Raw genomic sequence first — 20239 nt, forward strand, 5'->3', positions numbered from 1 at the left:
TTTGTGTCGTTGTGCTCCACGGAAGGCGCCCCGTATAGCTTGACAACGAACAGAATTTTTAACGTCAAATAAACAAAAAAATGGCAAAATCAAAAGACAACGTCGTGATGCAGGGCGCATCAGGAAGAATCGGAAGAAACCTCGTGTTTCGGCAAAGAGGCGATCAGACAATTATCGCGAAAACGCCGCGTATACCAGCGGATCGTGTAATGACAGCAAAGCAGGTTGCTGTACAGCATAAGTTTTATGATGCTACCCAGTACGCCAAGAGTGTCATGCTGGACGACGACCTGAAAGCGGAGTACAAGAGTAAAGCCAACGTAAATCAGTCCGCTTACAATTTAGCATTCAGAGATTATTTTAAAGACCCAGAGCTCCGTCGTGTAGATGATAGAGCGTACGAAGGGGAGGTGGGCAATAAAATCAGTTTTCTGGTCAGGGACGTGATGGTATTACAGTCACTATCGGTAGAGATACTGGATGATCAGGATGCCGTCATTGAATCGGGGGCGGCCGTGCTCAAAGATAATTCGGATAGCGAATGGCTCTATACCGCTACAGTGCAGAACCCAGACTATATGAACTGCAAGTATCGCGTCACTATGGTCGACCGACCGAATAAGGTGGTCACGGTAACCAGAGACTTTGGTGAATCGCAGGGCTAACGCTCTGTAAGCAATAGAAGTCAGCAGAGGATAGGGCCTTCGGGTCCTATCTAATATCTAACTACTAATATCCGCGGGCAGGTTCCGGACTTCATTTCACCCAGTCTAACTACTAATATCTTACTACTAAATACTAAAAAAATGACATCACTATCAAATAATATCCCTACGTCTTCACAAGGTCGGTCGGATAGAATAACACAGTTTATGGAAAACGTAAAACACTATTTATTAATAAATTTAATACTTATAACCTTACTTTTCACTTTAACAGGAAAGTTCCTGCAATTCCTCGATCCAGTAGCAGGCATTCTCGATATCGGCATCCTTACAGTAGCCCTATTCGGCCTATTGGTAGGTATCGCGGCAGTACTCTGTAGCCTATGGTTACAAGAACTGCTCTGGCAACCCTTTAAAGCATTTCGGAAAAACATTCAATCTCATTTTAATCGATTATCATCATGGCAACAATGCATTCTATATTTCTCAGTTTTCTTCTTCATGCTCTATGCAGTGGTAAAAGTGATGGGGATAGTGTTGTAGCTAGTGCTACTCGTACTACTGTACAATCACTCAATTTATCGTCTTTGAAGCAGTTCCCCATTAGGGATGACCTTTTAGCATATGGAATCAAAGGCCGTAAAGCTACAAATAGCAATTCTGTACATTTTGCAATACATAAGGATTTCCAGTCTATGGGAAGGACACTAGGGAAGGAGACCTTGGAAACCGCCTCTGTAGCTTTACGAAGCCGTGATAAACATAGGGTAAACAGTCTTGATCTTTGCGGCACTTTCTATCAAGGGAAAGTGCCTAGGCATTCCGCCAATAAGGAAAAAAGAAACTTAATAATAACCATTGCTACTCGTACTCCTGTACAATTACTCAATTTATCGCCTTCAAAATTTTTGACAATTGCAGTGGGATGTGCTAGCTTTCTGTCAAAAGTTTTCAGCGACGAGTTTTTGCGTACTTTTTGCGGAAAAAAGTACGAGCCCCACCACGGCTTGAGTGGCATAAGAGCTAAGCATTCCGTCAATAACGACAAAAGAAACTTAATAATAGCTATTGCTACTCGTACTCCTGTACAATCACTCAATTTATCGCCTTCAAAATTTTTGACAATTGCAGTGGGATGTACTAGCTTTCTGTCAAAAGTTTTCAGCGATGAGTTTTTGCGTACTTTTTGCGGAAAAAAGTACGAGCCCCGCCACGGCTCGAGTGGCATAAGAGCTAAGCATTCCCCCAATAACGACAAAAGAAACTTAATAATAACCATTGCTTCTGCAGAACTGGGAATCAAAGAAGCCACTGGCAACAACGATGGCCCTCGTGTCGAGCAGTACCTCCGCTATACCAACCTTGGCCCAGGCTATGACTGGTGTGCGGCTTTCGTAAGCTGGGTATATGGTCAGGCCGGATTCAGTGCCCCACGTAACCCTTGGAGTCCGGCATTGTTCCCCAAAGCTAGGACGGTTAAGGAAAGCCAGGTTCAACCAGCAGATCTATTCGCTATTTATAGCACCACTGCCAGGCGCATCCATCACGTAGGGCTCATCAGGAGTAAGCAAGAGCAATATATCTTGACCATCGAAGGCAACAGTAACAATCGCGTAGAATCACGGCGAAGGCATGTCAAGACAGTGTACAGCTATGCAGGCTGGATAAAATAGAAAGGAGAGGTATAATGAACTATAGATTTATATTATGGATACTATTGACTACCGCCTTGACGGGTTGTAAGCTGAGGCGGGACACGAGTGCTGTAGCTTCATCGCAGAGACAAGCAAAGAGCCGTGTCGAAGATAGCACATCATGGTTTCAGCTGATAGGCCGGGACAGCACCTCACATTATTGGAGCTTTTCAAGTGATAGTAGCTTCTATTTCCATCCAGATGACGGCTTGTGGGGACAGTCAGGCACGTTGCATTATATCGAACAAAAACGTTCCGAGACAAACCATATCAATTATCAAAACACCTATGACAGTATCGGGATGTCGCAACATAAGGAAGAAAGCGATAAGCGTAGCAGCCAAACGAGATTCCCATTAATGTATGCACTGTGGCTACTGTTAATACCCTTGGTTTTGGTCGCTTATTTCTATTGGAAAAGATAACACCTGAAGCAAATTAGCGCTTCCATTAGCCCCCGAGATGATCGGGGGCTGTTTATTTTAACCGATTATATCTTTTAATTTCCAAACTAAGACGTGCTTAATTCCGTTGCGCGAAGGTAAAGCAATATCATCCAAGGACACCACAATTTTTTCATAATGATCATTAATCGCTTCTAAAGGGGCATACTCGCGTTCGATTGTCTGTTCATCTATAAGGATGTAAGTGCTTTGAACATAGATCAACCGATCGGCCTTCTTTGCTACAAAATCGATCTCTTTGTTTCTCAGTGTTCCTACATAAATATCATAACCTGCTCGGCGCAATTCTAGATATACCAGATTTTCCAACTTATAACCAAGGCCATAACCAAAGCCAGGGTATAGGTAATTTTTAAAGCAGAGATCGTTGGCGTAATATTTACTAGCGCCAACGATAGTATCCTTTCCACGGATATCATATCGGTCTACCCGGTGAATTAAAAAAGTGTCTTCAATATAGCCAAGATAGGTAGAAAGAGTCTCATAGGTTGTCTTGCGTCCATTACTTTTAAAGTAGTTGACTATATTGTTTATGGAAACTAAATTCGAAGCATTATTGACCAGATAAACAAAGATATCCTCTAATAGCTTTGGATCTTTTATGGAATGCCGTTGAATAATGTCGCGTAGTAGAACAGTGTCTTTAATAGCTGATATATAGTTTCTTCTGGACTCTTCATTTGGAAGTTCAAATAACTCAGGCAGCGCACCAGTTTCCATGTAATCAAGATAACTTTGTTTTACCTGCTCTTTTTTCATCATGCCCGTATACTCACTGAAACTAAAGGGCAAAATCTCAAACTGCACATATCGACCCGAAAGGAATGTTGCTAGTTCGCCTGAAAGCATTTTAGAGTTTGAACCACTTATAAACAGTTCATAGGTTTCTGTGTAATCTTGCGATAACGAGTTGATCAAATGTTCCCACCCTTCAATATTCTGTATTTCATCAATGAATATCCATATCTTTCCCTTCGGTTGCAATTTGCGTTTATACGTTGAAATTAAAGAGCTAAGATCTTTATAGGTTCTTAAGAAATCAAAATCGGTAAATTCTTTGTTTATGTAAAAAATATTTTCTGGGTGGGTGCCCTGAGTAATTAAATTGTTTGCTATTTGTCTCAATAGATAGCTTTTACCAGCACGGCGTTGACCCACCAGTACCTTTACTAATTTGGTGCCGATATAATTTTCAATTTTATCTGTATACTCCTTACGGGGAAAACCCAACTGAGGAACATGACTATCCCAGAAATTGTACTTTGCTAATGCTGAGAAATATTCTTCCATACTCTAAAGATTTGATATAAATATACAAACTTTCTGTTGTACTTGAAAGTTTTGCTCTTTGTGTGTATTTCATAGGACACAGAGTTAGAGGGATAGAAGGAGGTTACAGGGTGTCGGATTTACGAATTATTCTATTAATAACTAAGATATTGACTGTTTGATTGTTTTAAAGGTTTAAAGGAACTACATGTATGGTATCGTAAATGGGAAATAGGTTGTAAGGTTACAGGGTTACAAGGTAATGGGGATACCTGGCTTTTGGAACGGTCCTCGAGATGATCGGGAGCTGTCTATTTGTTTAGGATATTTCGTTTAATGTCTTCATTATTTCCTCCGTCCTCTTTTGCGATAAGCTGTATTGTCTTCCTTCAGAACATCATCAATTGATGTAAAGGTGGGCTTATCAGGTTCTAGCGCCACTATAATCTCTTCTAGGCCACCAACGACTACAAGTATTTTCAGTAACGATTCGAGTGATATTATTCCTTTCTGTTCAAATTTACGTAATGTAGCCAACGGTACACCCGAGCGCTGTGACAATCCATCTTGAGTTAGCTCCATTACAAGCCGCCTATCACGTACATGATCTGCTATTTTTCTTTGCGCCTTTGACGTAGATATAAGTGATATCATGATATTAGTTATTGCTATTTTTATATCTAATTAACACTATGGTAGTATAAATATAAGTTTTATGTATTGGGTTTTGCAATAGCGTTTATCAAGTTTGATCAGCGTTGGTCAGTGACAGGGATAGGAAAGAGGGTGCGAGTTATCTAGTTAACAAGTAGTAATCACTACAGATTACTACTTGCATAGAAGTCTACGCTGTAGTTAACCTTGATAATCCAAGTGAATATCCTGTCCTATAACAGGTTGCAAAATAGAGATTGACATATGTCAAGAAATAGGCATAGTCGTAAGAAATAATGATCGTAAAGGCATAGTTTTGCGCCGTCTAGAAGAAGTAAGCGTATGCTTAAAACTGGGCATAGATTGCAGACCAAACTACTTATGAAATATAATTTGACTATGGAAAATATAAGTCGCGATGATCGTGATTTGCCTTAAAAGTTAGTTTTTACTATTTCGGGAGCTTGATGGTAGGTGTGGGAAGCACTTCGGCGCTATAGTGGAATATTTGTTATTCTGTTGTAATATAGCTACTTATGTATATTCCACTTCATTTGTCCCTAATTTGTCCCCCCCGTTAATACTTTTTTTTTAGGTTTTAAAAGTAATTTTAGCCACCACAATTATTAAGCAACAGCTGTAATTCTATTCAATAGAAATTATGGACTGCCCCATCCTGGAATAGGAAGGGAAACTGTAAGTGTATATCAAACTACGATGGATTTTGCAGGTAATAATGGTTGCTGGGATCTTCCTTTGAAAAATCAGATTTAATGTAATTTGCATATGAAAAAAAAATACTTAATAATTTTACTCTTCTTAATTTTTACCCTAAGTCAATCTAGGGCGCAGACAGCACTCAATTTTGTCGAGGTCGTTAAAGACAATATAAATGGTGTTACTGGATTGAGTGGTGTTAGCGACATCGCTGTAAGTGCAGATGGTAAGTTTGTTTATTCAGCAGCTTATGGTTCTAGCAGTGTCGCATGCTTTGAAAGAGATGTTCTGACAGGTAAATTAACCTTTAAAAGTGTTATAAAAGAGAACAACGCTGGTATAACAGGTTTAGCAGCCGTGTTTAGTATTGCTGTCAGCTCGGATAATAAAAGTGTTTACGTGGCTTCACCAACTACTAGCCGTGTTACTTCATTTTCAAGAAATACAACGACAGGAGCGTTAACCTTTGTTAATACATTAGTCTCAAATACTAACGGGATGACTCTTAATGGGTTTGTTTCGGTGTACGTCAGCCCGGATGGAAAATGGGTATACGGAATCGCCGCAAGTGGCACTACAACTAGTGGACTCGGTGTGTTTTCCAGAGATACCCAGACCGGAGCAATCACGTTTGTAGAGCAGCACCTACACGGTGTCGATGGAAACCTGCTAGGTCAGGATTTTAATGCGTCAGGTAGCCCCATAAAAAATATAGCAACTTCTGCGGATGGAAAATTTCTATATGTAACCGCAACACTTAGTAATACAGTTAGTGTATATTCGATAGATCAAATAACAGGACGACTAACTCTAGTCGCAGTTTATAGAGATGGTGCGAACGGTGTGGATGGGCTTCAGGGAGCTTCGTCCCTGTTGCTATCTCCAGATGGGAAGCATCTCTATGTAAGTGGTCAAAAGGAACATTCAATAGCTGTCTTCAGTGTAAACCAGACAACTGGTACGTTAACTTACTTAAATAAACTGACAAATAATACAGGTGGTATAACAAGCCTCCAAGGGGTTAGAAGTTTAGCTATAAATCCAGATGGAAAATATCTTTACGCAAGTGCAATTACTTCACACGCAGTTACAGCATTTAGTCGAGATGTGTCCACAGGAGGATTAAGTCTCAACACGAGTTTAGTAAATGGTTTTGGTGGTATTGAAGGAGTAAATGCACCATCTGGTATGATGATGGATCCATTAAGCAGGAATCTGTACGTCTCAGGACAATCCTCGGCAAGTATAGTAGTCTTTGAGTCATCTGTTCCGGCAGTGGTATTGAGTAGCAATGAGGTAACGACTTCTAATAATGTTGCAGTTATTTTAGATCCAGCCTTAGATATTAAAGATGCAGATAGTCATAATTTACGCTCAGCCACAGTGAAAATAACAAATGGAATGAGTGCAGATCTTTTATCGGTGAACGTACAGGGTGGAGTAAGTGGTATTTACATTGGAGCTACAAAAACACTGAGCCTTGTCGGAACTGCAAGTCTGTCTCAATACATTGATATATTGAGAAGTTTGAGTTACACACCTAGTTTAGATCCAAGTGTAACTCCGGGAACGATCTCTTATCGAACAATTTCCGTTAGTGTAGTTGACGAAGAGAATAACGCTAGTGCCGAAGCCGTTATTTCAGTAAAGATAAATCCGCAAAATACAGTTCAGATGATTACTTTTCCTGCTATTGCCAATAAAACATATGGCGATCCTGATTTTAATATAATAGCACAAAGTTCAAATCCTTTGCAGGCAATAACTTATGCAAGTAGCGATGTCAATATTGCAGAAATTGTTTCAGGCCAAATAAAGATAAAAAAAGCGGGAACTGTAACGATCACTGCTACACAAATTGCCAATTCAGGTTTTGATGCCGCAGTGCCGGTGTCTCAAACCCTGACAGTAGATAAAGCTTCACTGAGCATTACTGCTGAAGCAAAATCGAAAGTATATGGTGCGGCGGTACCTACGCTGACCTACAGTTATAATGGTTTGGTGAATGGCGATATTAAAGTAACGACAGGGCCAACAATTGCGACTACAGCAACACTGGCCTCGGTAGCAGGTACGTATCCGATTACATTAAGCGGAGGTGCGGATGCCAACTATGAGATTACCCTGGCTAACGGTACCCTGACAGTAGATAAAGCTCCACTGAGCATTACTGCTGATGCAAAATCAAAGGTATATGGCGCAGCAGTACCTACGCTGACCTACAGTTATAATGGTTTGGTAAACGGTGATACTAAAGTAGCGACAGTGCCTACAATTGCGACTACTGTAACCGTGGCCTCAGCAACAGGTACGTATCCGATTACATTGAACGGAGGTACGGATGCTAACTATGAGATTACCCTGGCAAATGGTACACTGACAGTAGATAAAGCTCCACTGAGCATTACTGCTGATGCAAAATCGAAAGTATATGGTGCGGCGGTACCTACGTTGACCTACAGTTATAATGGTTTGGTAAACGGTGATACTAAGGTAGCCACAGTACCTACGATTGCGACTACAGCAACATTGGCCTCGGCAGCAGGTACGTATCCGATTACATTGACGGGAGGTACGGATACCAACTATGAGATTACCCTGGCAAATGGTACACTGACAGTAGACAAAGCTCCACTGAGCATTACAGCGGATGCAAAATCGAAAGTATATGGTGAGGCGGTACCTACGCTGACGTTCAGTTATGATGGTTTGGTGAATGGAGATACAGAAGTAGCGACATTGCCTACAATTGGTACTACTGCAACAGTGGCCTCGGTAGCAGGTACGTATCCGATTACATTGACCGGAGGTACGGATGCTAACTATGAGATCACCCTGGCTAATGGTACATTGACAGTAGATAAAGCTCCACTGAGCATTACTGCTGATGCAAAATCTAAAGTGTATGGCGCGGCAGTACCTATGCTGACGTTCAGTTACGATGGTTTGGTAAACGGTGATACTAAAGTAGCGATAGTACCTACGATTGCAACTACAGCAACAGCAGCTTCGGCAGTAGGTACGTATCCGATTACATTAACCGGAGGTACGGATACCAACTATGAGATCACCCTGGCAAATGGTACACTGACAGTAGACAAAGCTCCACTGAGCATTACAGCTGATGCAAAATCGAAGGTATATGGTGCGGCGGTACCTACGCTGACCTACAGTTATGACGGTTTGGTAAACGGTGATACTAAAGTAGCCACAGTACCTACGATTGCAACTACAGCAACAGCAGCTTCGGCAGTAGGTACGTATCCGATTACATTGACCGGGGGTACGGATGCCAACTATAAGATTACCCTGACTAATGGTACACTGACAGTAGATAAAGCTCCACTGAGCATTACAGCGGAGGCAAAATCGAAAGTATATGGTGCAGCGGTACCTACGCTGACCTACAGTTATAATGGTTTGGTAAACGGTGATACTAAGGTAGCCACAGTACCTACGATTGCAACTACAGCAACAGCAGCTTCGGCAGCAGATACGTATCCGATTACATTGACCGGGGGTACGGATGCCAACTATAAGATTACCCTGACTAATGGTACACTGACAGTAGATAAAGCTCCACTGAGCATTACTGCTGATGCAAAATCGAAAGTATATGGTGAGGCGGTACCTACGCTGACCTACAGTTATGATGGCTTGGTAAACGGTGATACTAAAGTAGCAACAGTACCGGCGATTAGTACTACTGCAACAGTGGCCTCAGCAACAGGTACGTACCCGATTACATTGACCGGAGGTACGGATGCTAACTATGAGATTACCTTAGCCAATGCTACATTGACAGTAGACAAAGCTCCACTGAGCATTACTGCTTATGCAAAATCGAAGGTATATGGTGCGGCGGTACCTACGCTGACCTACAGTTATGACGGTTTGGTAAACGGTGATACTAAAGTAGCCACAGTACCTACGATTGCAACTACAGCAACAGCAGCTTCGGCAGTAGGTACGTATCCGATTACAATAACCGGAGGTACGGATGCTAACTATGAGATTACCCTGGCTAATGGTATATTGACCGTAGATAAAGCTGTTCTAACTATTAAAGCGGATGCGAAATCGAAAGTGTATGGCGCAGCGGTACCTACGCTGACCTACAGTTATGATGGTTTGGTGAATGGTGATACTAAAGTAGCGACAGTACCTACGATTGCTACTACTGCAACAGTGGCCTCGGCAACAGGTACGTATCCGATTACATTGACTGGGGGTACGGATGCTAACTATGAGATTACCTTGGCTAATGGTATATTGACCGTAGATAAAGCTGTTCTAACTATTAAAGCGGATGCGAAATCGAAAGTGTATGGCGCAGCGGTACCTACGCTGACCTACAGTTATGATGGTTTGGTGAATGGCGATACAGAAGTAACGACAGTGCCTACGATTGCGACTACAGCAACAGTGGCCTCGGCAACAGGTACGTATCCAATTATATTGATTGGAGGTACAGATGCCAACTATGAGATCACCCTGACTAATGGTACACTGACAGTAGACAAAGCTCCACTGAGCATTACTGCTGATGCAAAATCGAAAGCCTACGGTACGGTAGATCCTGTATTAACCTATAAGATCGATGGTCTGGTAAATGGCGATCGGGAGGGTATTGTAACGGGAAGCCTAATTCGTGATGCGGGCGAGAATGTAGGTGCCTATAGCATCAATAAAGGAAGTTTGAATGGGGGAGTGAACTATACAATGAGCTATGTAGGGGCCAACTTGAGTATTATTAAAGCCACAATAACGGGGGTAAGTTTAACAGACAAGACGTTTACCTATGATGGGAGTTCGAAATCTCTTGTTCTTACCGGGACACTACCTTCAGGAACTCTTGTCAACTACATCAATAATGCCCAGATAAATGCTGGTACCTATAGGGTGAAAGCAGATATTCCGGAGACGGCTAACTATTTTGGCGCAAGCTATTCGGCGAGTCTCGTAATTCAGAAGGCAAAACAGACAATCAGTTTTACAGCTCCAAGCACAGTAGAAAGAGATGGTGGAGCGGTTGTACTGGAAGCAAAATCCAGTTCTGGACTTCCAGTTACCTTATTGACTGATGATCTTTCGATAGCTACAATATCGGGGATGAGTATACAACCACATCGTCTAGGAACAGTACTGGTTAGGGCGATACAGGACGGTGATGTAAACTATGAAGCAGCGACACCGGTCGCGGTAAAAATAAGGATACAGAACAGTGATAGTGCATTGCCGGTACAACTTAACAGAGCATTATCGCCGAATGGGGATGGAATCAACGACTTCCTATTGATCGAAGGTATACAGGACTTCGCGGAAAATAAGGTAACAATATTTGACAAGAACGGTTCGGTCATAGCTGAAATAGCAGGTTATAATAATCAAGATAAGGTATTCACAGGTAGAGATAAGCGTGATGGTACCTATTACTACTATCTAGATGTAAAAGATAATGGAGTATGGAAACGGGAGAAAGGATTTTTTGTGATTAGGCGTTAGGAAGTTAGGTAAGGTTATACAAGTTATAGAGTTAGATAAGGTTAGAAAGTTAGGTTATAAAAGTTATGGAGGTTATAATTTCCGTAACTCCATAACTCAATAAGAAAGACAAATGAAAAAACTACATATATTCATTAGCCTACTGTCCCTGCTGCCCTTGTGCAGTATGGCACAGCACGGGGTAAGTTACAATCAATTTGGTCAGCTGCGTAATAGCTTCAACTCTTCGTTGAGTACGATGGACGAGCGTGGCAGCTTAGCTTCTTTGGGCCGTAGCCAATGGACGGGTGTCGATGGTGCTCCCAGATCGGTGTGGGTGACCGGTCATGGCATGGTGAAGAACCTTGGTCTGGCTATCGGTGGAGACTTCAAGCATGCCTCGCTGGGCGTGGTTAGCGAAAATGAAATTACAGCTTATGCCGCCAAAGCGGTACAGCTTGGGGAAAATGAGTACCTGAGCCTATCGATGGGCGGCGGTCTGCTCTTTTACGAAGGCAATTACCGTAAATTGGATGATCAGGATCCGGCCTTCTCGGAGGATGTGCGCGGTACCGCTGGAGTGCTTAGTGTAAGTACCTCATACTATCAGAAGGATCGATTTTACGTTGGGGTGTCTATGCCCCGATTCTCCCTGAAGCGGAATACAGACCGCGAGTATGAGTTCCGCGATGTGATCTATGTGACAGGAGGGGTGCTGCTCCACCTGGATGACACCTTCAAGCTGCGTCCTTCATTCCTGGTGAGCCATATGCAGGAGATGTCGCCGCGTTATGATATCAATGCGATGGTATTCATGGGGCCGAAGATCGGTCTGGGTATGGGGGTACAGAATCAGGGAGACCTATCCGCACTGATGCAGCTCAATTTTGGCAACTTCGGTGTAGGCTACAGTTATCAGTTCAGCGTCAGTGGACATACGCTAAACCAGAAAATATCAACCAATACCCATGAGGTGGGATTCCGCTACCGTATAGGTGGAATAGGGTTGTTGTAAGGGGGAAAGGGAGGAAAGTTATCCAGCGAGCGAGTTATCGAGTTAACAAGTGGTAATGGGGATACCTGGCTTTTGGAACGGCCCCCGAAATAATCGGGGGCTGTGTTAGCTTGATACTATCATATGATAGTATCAAACGTAATGTTTTGTTTTCACCATTTCTCTTTCAGCAGACCTTCTAATTGGTCTATCTCGGCTTGATACATCGTTTTTTTGCGGGTCCCGAAATAAAGGATATTCTCTACGGGATTTTGACCTTCCCAAACAATTTTAATTTTATCGGTAGCTAAAGCTTCAGAACAGAGGAAGTCAGGAACAATAGAATAACCGGTATTATTGCTTAAACAGCGAATAATGGAACTGATGTTGGGCACGATATAATTTGGACTAAAATCAGGGTGTTCTCCAAAATTATTGGTCCAAAAATCACGTAAATGGTTCATGTCAGCAGCTGTGCTGTACCACAATTGTTGTTTTAATATGGTCGAAGCTTCCCTTATTTTTCCATGCTTTAATAATGCTTCAAGCTCCGAACTGTCTGTTTTATTTCCTGCAATCAACACAATGCGTTCTTTTGAAAACGGCTCGTACGAAATGTTTTGCTGTGTTCCTTTTTGCGGTGTAATAATCAGATCCAACAGACCATGATCCAAATCATTCTGCATCTGTGGATACTCGCCAAATTTAATGATCAAATTAAAAGGCAGATCAGCGATATGCTCCTCCAAGGTGTACTGAAAAGTCTCGAAACACATGCCGACACTTATCGTGATGCGCTCATCCTGTGCACGTTTATGAAAAAGCTGCTCGCCATTTTCGAGCTTTTTCAGTGGGTCGATGATATAATTATAAAATATCTTTCCTTTCTCTGTCGGAACCATTTTTCGCGCCGAACGATCGAATAATTTTGACCCTGTATAAGCTTCCAACGAGTTCAAATGCAGACTGACACCGGGCTGAGAGATAAATAATTCTTGGGCCGCGGCGGATAAGGTTCCCGTTTCGTAAATCGCCTTAAATGTGCGCAGCCATTCTAGATTCCAATGCATAGTATCCTGTTTTTAAGCTTCATCATAAGGTAAATCGTCTGGATCTACGTCGATATAATCCGGTTTCGGGAGAATCGCTAGTCGAAAAGCCTGTATAGATGTCAATCCTTCCAGATGCGCTTTTACAACGCGATGCATGCCGTCCATCAATTGACCTGCCGGACAAATTAGAATAGGATAAGCAAGATCAGCTTCATTTACTAACTTCATGTGTTCGGCAATGGATCGGCACGTAGGCGAATCGCCTTCATCACTGTACCAATAGGTTTTGTCGAATTCACTTATTTCATCTAAATGAATTGTTTCGGGTTGAAGGTCTTGCGTTAACTGTATTAGCCGATCGACATCCCACGCGTAAAGTTGCTGATCAATCCGACGAAAATGATATTGCTTCCTCATATCTATAATTATTATGATACAAATGTACAATTTAAATTATTTTAATAATCAAGTAATAGGTTGGAAATTTGTGCTTTCAATAATTAAATTAGAGATGAACATATTTATTATCAACGGAGCTCAAAAATTCGCGCATTCAGGCGGTGCGTTTAATAAAACATTAAATAGCTGGACAACAGCGTTTGTACAGGCCAAAGGGTTCGAGTTTCGCACTACGGATATTAATGACGAATTCGATGCTTTTGCAGAAGTGGAAAATTTCAAATGGGCAGATGTTATAGTTTACCATTTTCCGGTCTGGTGGTTTCAGGTTCCCAATCGGTTGAAATATTATATTGACGAAGTTTTTACGGCTGGACATGAAAACGGAATTTACAAAAATGATGGCCGTTCCCATGAGAATCCGGAGATCAATTATGGAAGGGGAGGTTTGATGCAGGGCAAAAAATATATGGTCAATACGACATGGAATGCGCCAGAAACGGCCTTTACTTTAGAAGGGGAGTTTTTTGATCAGAAATCGGTAGATGACGGCGTTTTATTCGGTTTCCATAAGATGAATCAGTTTGCCGCTATGGAAAGAATCAATGGATTTCACTTTCATGATCTAGAGAAAAATGCTACGCAAGAGCGTGTAGATGCTTATGAAATGGCTTACAGAGCACATCTGGAAGAGGCTTTCTTGTTTGTCCAGGGATCTAATGAACCAAGTTAAAGTGGAGCGTACCTCGAGAGAGTCGGGGCTGTTTTAGTTACAGTATATTATTGCTAAAATAATTAGCATTAATTATCTTTTATTGTTATATTAGCTTTTGATTTTTAACTGTTTATAAATAATTAGCTATGAAAGAACACTATGATTATGATGAAATCCTCCTTGCACTGGAAGAGCCAAAGGAGGATTTTTATGAGACTCGGTCGAGATATATCAACCTGACTACCGACTTCGGATTTAAACGTGTATTTGGTACGGAAGTGAATAAGGATTTATTGCTTTCTTTTTTGAATGGTCTTTTCGCAGGGCGTAAAGAAATCAAGGATCTGTACTTTAATAAAAACGAATTTGTCGGGGAGGGGGAAGATGTGGGAGGTATCATATTTGATCTGACCTGCACAGGCTCTAATGGCGAGCAGTTTGCTATCGAAGTGCAGCGTACCTCTCACCTCAATCTGAAACGGAGAATGCTGTACTATGGGAGTAAGATCATCTCGGATCAGGCTCCTAAAGGACGTAGAAGGGAATGGGACTATAGGATTTCGGAGGTGTATGTGATTGTTGTGCTGGATGGTTTTTCGATTTCGGATGTTGATAATGTAGCTTATATTCATGATATCTGCCTGTGCAATAGGCAGACAGGCCAGGTATTTTATGATGAGTATGGATTTATTTACATTTCTTTAGTTAACTTTGTTAAACAAGAGTCTGATCTTCAGACTGATTTCGACTGTTGGCTTCATGTTTTGAAGAATATGTCCAAAATGGATAAATTGCCTGTGTATATGCGTAAGCCAATTTTTGAGAAGCTGTTCGATGTGGCTGAATATAGTAAAATGAAAACGGAGGATAAACAAATGTATGATGTTAGTTTAAAGCGTAAATGGGACGCGTATTCCATGGAGCAGACAAGGATTATTTTAGAAGAACGCGCTGTCGCTAGGGGACTTGAGAAGGGACTTGCTCAGGGGCTGGAACAAGGATTAGAACAAGGATTAGAACAGGGATTAGAGAAGGGATTAGAGAAGGGGCTTCAGCAAGGGCTTGAAAAAGGCCGCCAAGAAATGAAATTAGAGACGGCGAAGACAATGTTGGACAAAGGCTTTGATCCAAAGATGATAGCGGAGTTGCTCCATCTGTCCGAATCGGAGATCGAGAAACTTAGATAATCGTTTTTTGATATGCCGCATCCAAGGCATGTCATTCTTCTACATAGCAGAAGCTCATTGCACCCCGTACTATAACCTGTAAATAACCGAATCAGAGCTTCTGAAAATCAATTTTCATGTCTTAAGTCCCATCCTTCCAAGAATCTGTCATTGATAGCTATCTACTTGCTGAGAAGGACTCCGGTACTCTTAGAACGGACTTCGCTGGGCCGGTAGTTATAGTGTTGGAGAAATAGCTGGCTGAAATGGTGTGCATACTTGAATCCGCAGGAATAGGCGATTTCTTTGATGTCGGTGTCGGTGTGCAACAATAGGTGCAAGCCATGCTTTAACTTGTTTTTTCGGATATAACCAAATACAGTCTCCCCATAACGCTCTTTAAATGCTTTCTTTAGTTTGAATTCATTGATACCGAATGTGCGGCTTATCTTTTTCAAACTTAGATTCTCCGAAAAATGGCTGTCGAGATAGGTTTTGATATCCGACAGTATACGTAGATCCTCTTTTTTCCAGCAATGCTGTTCTACAGGTTCAACCCCGGCAGAGAACACGGAGAGGATAATCTCTATGGTCTTGCAGCGGATATAGTCGCCAGCAAACTCTCCGTGATAGGAGTGGGCTATAAGTTGATGTATCAAAGCCTCCTGTTCTAAAGTAATGGAAGCCGCCTCTCGGAAGAATGTCCATACCTCATGGGAGAAATGCTCCCTAAATGAGGAGTGGGCAAAACCCTGTGCTGATAGTAAGGTACATAGAAAATCCTCTTCGATATGGACATCCAGGACTTTGCGGGAGCACGCATAGTGCAGTGTGCCAGCGGTGGGGGGAAGGTAAATAAATTGCTGTTGCCCAGCAGACAGACTGATCTGCCTTCCGTTTGTCGCCGTAAATATAGAGGAGCCTTCAATTTCAAACTGAAACTTGATCATATTCTCGGGATGATCTATAGAAAGATGAAATGGGGCAAGAACTGTCCAGTCTTGATAACATACGATAAACTGATTACAGTTTCGGTAATACATACTGCCCTGTACCACGTCATTGGCCAATAGTTTGTGCCTAAAACCTTTTCGTGGCTCATCAGTAGTTTCCTTCGAAAATATCGATTTCAAAAGAGTGTCTCCATAAAACTCCCGTAAGGTTAGGTTCCTCATTTTGTCCGTTTTTTGATCTTTATAATCCTTAATCTGTTACCACTGGCGTAACAAAGTTAATACTTTTGCGGTGTTATCTATACTTATTCTAAATAAAAACAAGATGCTTTATAATTTATCAAGAATACAATGCTTGTTTACAGTGTTGACTGTACTACTGTGTGCCCCATTTTATGGAACGGCACAAAACCGAATAAAATTACTGGGAGAAGTGTATACGGCAGATGGCAGCCCGCTGGCCTATGCTAATGTCAAATTGAACGGAACACCCTATACCAGCCGTGTCGATGAGCAGGGAAACTTTGCTATGCAGGTACCCGAAGGCAATTATGTACTGTTTGTTACTTATGCCAACTATACGGTCATCGAGCAGGCTATTCAGGTCTCGGGACAAAGTACATTGACCCTCCCTCGTATCGTAGTGGCATCGCGCGCTAATGAACTGCGCGAAGTGGTCGTGTCGGATATCCAGAAAAATAAGTTTGCCCGTAAGGAAACAGACGATATCGCACGGATGCCATTGGCCAACCTCCAGAATGCCCAGGCTTACTCGGTGATAAGCAAGGATTTTATGCAGGAGATAGCGGCTACTGATTATAATAGTGCGCTATCGCATGTACCAGGGGCTATCGTGACAACAGGAGTCAACGATAATGGCAATGGTATCAGCCTGCGGGGATTCTCGAATAGCGGTACTGGGAATACCAATATGGTACGTAATGGTCTACCGATCAATTCGAGGGCGATATCCGAAATCTTTAACCTGGAGAAGGTGGAAGTGATCAAGGGGCCTGCTGCTACATTGTTCGGGGCGGAGGTGACTTCGTATGGTGGTGTCATTAATAATGTGACCAAGCGTCCGTACGAGTCTTTTCGGGGTGAAGTGAACTATACCACAGGAAGCTTCGGTATGAACAGGCTAACTGCCGACATCAATACCCCGCTGAACAGAGATCGTACAGCATTGGGAAGATTCAATGTGATGGGCATGCTGAACAATGGTTTTCAGAATGAAGGTAAGGTGACTGCAATGGGATTCGCTACGAGTCTGGCTTTCAAAGCCGGTGAGAAGACCATGGTACGTTTTGATGCTGATGTTTATAATACCACAAAGCCGTTGGTGGCTTATCTGCGTAATACGGACCGATTGAGTTTTAACAATCTTAAAGAGTATGGGATGCCTTACGACCGCTCTATGACGTCCAATGATATCGCAACCAATAGAACCAATGTGAATATCAGTGCAGAGATCGAACATCAGCTATCGGACAATTGGACTTCGCGTACTTCTTACCTGTATAACAATAGTGGGGATAAAGGTTCTGTTTTTATGGTTCCGATGGTGGTGGATGATACCCGTATCGAGCGCCGCTACCGGATATTTGATGATTATAACCTTAATTTTTCGGTGGTACAGCAAAACTTCAACGGTAATTATACCATAGGAGAGGTTAAGAATAAGGTACTACTGGGTGTGGATGCAACGATGTACACGGAAAAGAATCTCTATATGGTGCCTTACTTTGCAATCTATGATACGGTCAGTATACATGATCCCGCATGGAAACCACTGACACGCTCTGAAGTTGAAAATTCGCGTGGAAAACGTAGTTATGGCGATGGTGTTGATAATAGTAAATACAATGTGGTGAGTGCTTATTTTTCTAACGTGACCAATATATCAGACCGTTTGTTCGTGATGCTGAGCGGTCGCTTGAACCGCTTTCATCAGGGTAGAAGGCTATCCTACTCGCCAGGACAGCCACAGGTGCTGGATGAGCAGGGTAATATCGAGCAAAAAGAGACCAAGGCTTCATACAGCGAAGTAGAAGGGTATAATCAGGTCAACTTTTCGCCCAAAATAGGACTGGTATACCAACCTATAAAAGATCAGGTGTCGCTATTTGCCAACTACATGAATGGATTCACGAATGTAGCCGCGTCGGATGGACTTAGTGACCCAAGCAATCTGGAGTCTGAAGTGGTCAAGAAATCCTGGAAACCTGAAGAGGCCAATCAATTTGAATTGGGAACTAAGGTGGAGCTTTTCCAAGGGCTATTGAATGCCACGGTATCTTATTATGATATACGGGTCAAGAACCGCCTACGGGAGGTGATCGACTATGTATATGTGCAGGATGGTAAGTTTGAGTCCAAAGGAATGGAAGTCGACATCATCGCTAACCCGGTACGTGGTTGGAATCTGATGTTGGGATATGGTTATAACGATAATAAGTTTGTGAAGAGTGAAGACTATTCGGAAGGATTGCGGGAGGCGCATTCGCCAAAGCATATTGCCAATCTATGGACCTCATACAAGTTTCTGGAAGGTGGAATAAAAGGATTGGGGGTTGGTGCAGGGATGAACTATGTGGGGAGTGCACTGATGGATTATGAGGACGATTTTGAAATACCAGCCTATACGGTGGTGAATGCGACGGCATTTTATGATCAGCCTAAGTACAGGGTAGGACTTAAGTTCAACAATATCGGTAATGTCAAGTATTGGGATGTGTTTGCCAGACCACAGCGACCTTTCGAGTTCTTAGCTAATATATCTTTCAAGTTTTAAAAAGGCTATCTATAAAATAACGATGACTTATATACCCAAAAGAATTCCAAAACCTGCCGGGACGGGGGGCATGCCTCCGAAAAAATCAGGTAAAAGTTTGTTCTCTAAAATCAATGCTTGGCTGCACCTGTGGCCAAGTATTGTGTCGGGGCTGGTGGTGGTATTTGTATGTCTGACCGGAACACTGATTGTATACTGTGATGAGATTCTGGAATGGAGTGCCGGCGATGCGCGCTATGTGGAGGTGGGCACACAACGAAGTACATCGGATCAGTTGATACGATCTATACATGATTTTGATCCGGATCTACAGCTCTCTGAACTGGTTTATTTTAATGAAGCGAACCAGAGTATACGGGTGCGGGCTTTTCATAAACAGACCAATAAGCTGACCTTTTTATATATGGATCCGTACACTGCCAAGGTGTTAAAGGCGGATACAGCAGCTCATTTTTTTTACATCACGGCACACCTGCATTCCGCATTGCTGGCTGGATCTGTAGGAGGCTGGGTAGTCTTGCTGTGTACGGTGATCTTCTTTATCAGCTGCGTGACAGGACTCGTACTATGGTGGCCCAAACGATGGACCAAAAAGACGCTGGAGGATAGTTTTACGATCAAGTGGAAGGCGCGCTTCAAACGGTTCAACTATGATCTGCATAATGTATATGGCTTTTATTCATTGCTGCTGTGCTTTGTGCTGAGCCTTACCGGGATCATTATATTCTTTCATTCGCTGGGCGATATGATCACTTCGGCTTTTGGAGGTGTGGATGAGCATGTCGAAGAGGTACTGGGCGAATACCAGGCAGACCGCCCCTCGGTAGATATCAGTACCCTGGCGTACCAGGCACTGGAGGACCATCCGGGCAAGAAAAATGCAGCGATATGGGTGTATACCTTGGACGAGGCTGGTGTGTATGTATTTCGCCTTGGTGTCGCTGGGCTGAAGAGTACGGAAAGCCAGGAACTTGTGGTATTTGACCGTTATACAGGTACGACAATGGCTATACCGAAGCCGCAGTATGTACATGAAAAGGTGGAAAACGTAATCTGGCAGTTGCACATGGGGCAGTGGTGGGGACAGTTTGGCAAGCTGTCTACTTTTCTTGCCGGAGTTGTAGCAACATCGCTTCCTATCACTGGTTTTTTGATCTGGTGGGGGCGCAGGAAAAAGAAATCAAAGAAAAAAGTAGCACTTAAGACGACCTTATCCTAA

General features: G+C 42.6%; 15 protein-coding genes. 10 read left to right on the forward strand and 5 right to left on the reverse strand.

Going from position 1 to position 20239, the window contains the following annotated elements:
• Positions 1-80 precede the first annotated feature (80 nt).
• From JKG64_RS03225 to JKG64_RS03240, 4 genes are all read left to right on the forward strand, one after another.
• Complete coding sequence (locus JKG64_RS03225) at positions 81-665, forward strand: hypothetical protein (RefSeq protein ID WP_210352902.1); 585 nt, start codon at positions 81-83, stop codon at positions 663-665.
• Positions 666-806: 141 nt separating this feature from the next.
• On the forward strand, positions 807-1208 hold the full coding sequence (locus JKG64_RS03230; protein WP_210352903.1) for a hypothetical protein: 402 nt from the start codon (positions 807-809) through the stop codon (positions 1206-1208).
• Positions 1127-2338, forward strand: a complete 1212-nt coding sequence (locus tag JKG64_RS03235) for a CHAP domain-containing protein (RefSeq protein WP_210352904.1) — start codon at positions 1127-1129, stop codon at positions 2336-2338. Before JKG64_RS03230 ends, JKG64_RS03235 begins: the two co-directional genes overlap by 82 nt.
• A gap of 14 nt (positions 2339-2352) precedes the next feature.
• On the forward strand, positions 2353-2784 hold the full coding sequence (locus tag JKG64_RS03240) for a hypothetical protein (RefSeq protein WP_210352905.1): 432 nt from the start codon (positions 2353-2355) through the stop codon (positions 2782-2784).
• Positions 2785-2841: 57 nt separating this feature from the next.
• On the opposite strand, the gene JKG64_RS03245 is transcribed toward JKG64_RS03240, so the two are convergent.
• Complete coding sequence (locus JKG64_RS03245) at positions 2842-4113, reverse strand: ATP-binding protein (RefSeq protein ID WP_210352906.1); 1272 nt, start codon at positions 4111-4113, stop codon at positions 2842-2844.
• A gap of 324 nt (positions 4114-4437) precedes the next feature.
• The gene (locus tag JKG64_RS03250) at positions 4438-4746 is read right to left on the reverse strand and encodes a hypothetical protein (RefSeq protein WP_210352907.1); all 309 of its coding nucleotides are present in this window, start codon (positions 4744-4746) and stop codon (positions 4438-4440) included.
• Positions 4747-5532: 786 nt separating this feature from the next.
• Between JKG64_RS03250 and JKG64_RS03255 the strand changes: the two genes are divergently transcribed.
• Positions 5533-10968, forward strand: coding sequence for an MBG domain-containing protein (locus JKG64_RS03255; RefSeq protein WP_210352908.1), 5436 nt, complete (start codon positions 5533-5535; stop codon positions 10966-10968).
• 112 nt (positions 10969-11080) lie between these two features.
• A complete protein-coding gene (locus JKG64_RS03260; protein WP_210352909.1) occupies positions 11081-11962 on the forward strand; it encodes a PorP/SprF family type IX secretion system membrane protein in 882 nt (293 codons plus the stop codon).
• Between the two features lie 152 nt (positions 11963-12114).
• On the opposite strand, the gene JKG64_RS03265 is transcribed toward JKG64_RS03260, so the two are convergent.
• Together JKG64_RS03265 and JKG64_RS03270 are read right to left on the reverse strand one after the other, a co-directional pair.
• The gene (locus tag JKG64_RS03265) at positions 12115-13011 is read right to left on the reverse strand and encodes a LysR family transcriptional regulator (protein ID WP_210352910.1); all 897 of its coding nucleotides are present in this window, start codon (positions 13009-13011) and stop codon (positions 12115-12117) included.
• Positions 13012-13023: 12 nt separating this feature from the next.
• Positions 13024-13410: a hypothetical protein gene (locus JKG64_RS03270; protein ID WP_210352911.1), complete on the reverse strand. Its 387-nt coding sequence runs from the start codon at positions 13408-13410 to the stop codon at positions 13024-13026.
• A 94-nt stretch (positions 13411-13504) separates the two neighbouring features.
• On the opposite strand from JKG64_RS03270, the gene JKG64_RS03275 reads away from it, so the two are divergent.
• The gene (locus tag JKG64_RS03275; protein ID WP_210352912.1) at positions 13505-14125 is read left to right on the forward strand and encodes an NAD(P)H-dependent oxidoreductase; all 621 of its coding nucleotides are present in this window, start codon (positions 13505-13507) and stop codon (positions 14123-14125) included.
• Positions 14126-14253: 128 nt separating this feature from the next.
• A complete protein-coding gene (locus tag JKG64_RS03280) occupies positions 14254-15294 on the forward strand; it encodes an Rpn family recombination-promoting nuclease/putative transposase (protein ID WP_210352913.1) in 1041 nt (346 codons plus the stop codon).
• A 161-nt stretch (positions 15295-15455) separates the two neighbouring features.
• On the opposite strand, the gene JKG64_RS03285 is transcribed toward JKG64_RS03280, so the two are convergent.
• The gene (locus JKG64_RS03285) at positions 15456-16448 is read right to left on the reverse strand and encodes a helix-turn-helix transcriptional regulator (protein ID WP_210352914.1); all 993 of its coding nucleotides are present in this window, start codon (positions 16446-16448) and stop codon (positions 15456-15458) included.
• A 103-nt stretch (positions 16449-16551) separates the two neighbouring features.
• Between JKG64_RS03285 and JKG64_RS03290 the strand changes: the two genes are divergently transcribed.
• The gene (locus tag JKG64_RS03290; RefSeq protein ID WP_210352915.1) at positions 16552-19020 is read left to right on the forward strand and encodes a TonB-dependent siderophore receptor; all 2469 of its coding nucleotides are present in this window, start codon (positions 16552-16554) and stop codon (positions 19018-19020) included.
• Positions 19021-19042: 22 nt separating this feature from the next.
• The gene (locus JKG64_RS03295) at positions 19043-20239 is read left to right on the forward strand and encodes a PepSY-associated TM helix domain-containing protein (protein WP_210352916.1); all 1197 of its coding nucleotides are present in this window, start codon (positions 19043-19045) and stop codon (positions 20237-20239) included.

It is taken from the genome of Sphingobacterium tabacisoli (assembly GCF_017908035.1).
Classification (GTDB): domain Bacteria; phylum Bacteroidota; class Bacteroidia; order Sphingobacteriales; family Sphingobacteriaceae; genus Sphingobacterium; species Sphingobacterium tabacisoli.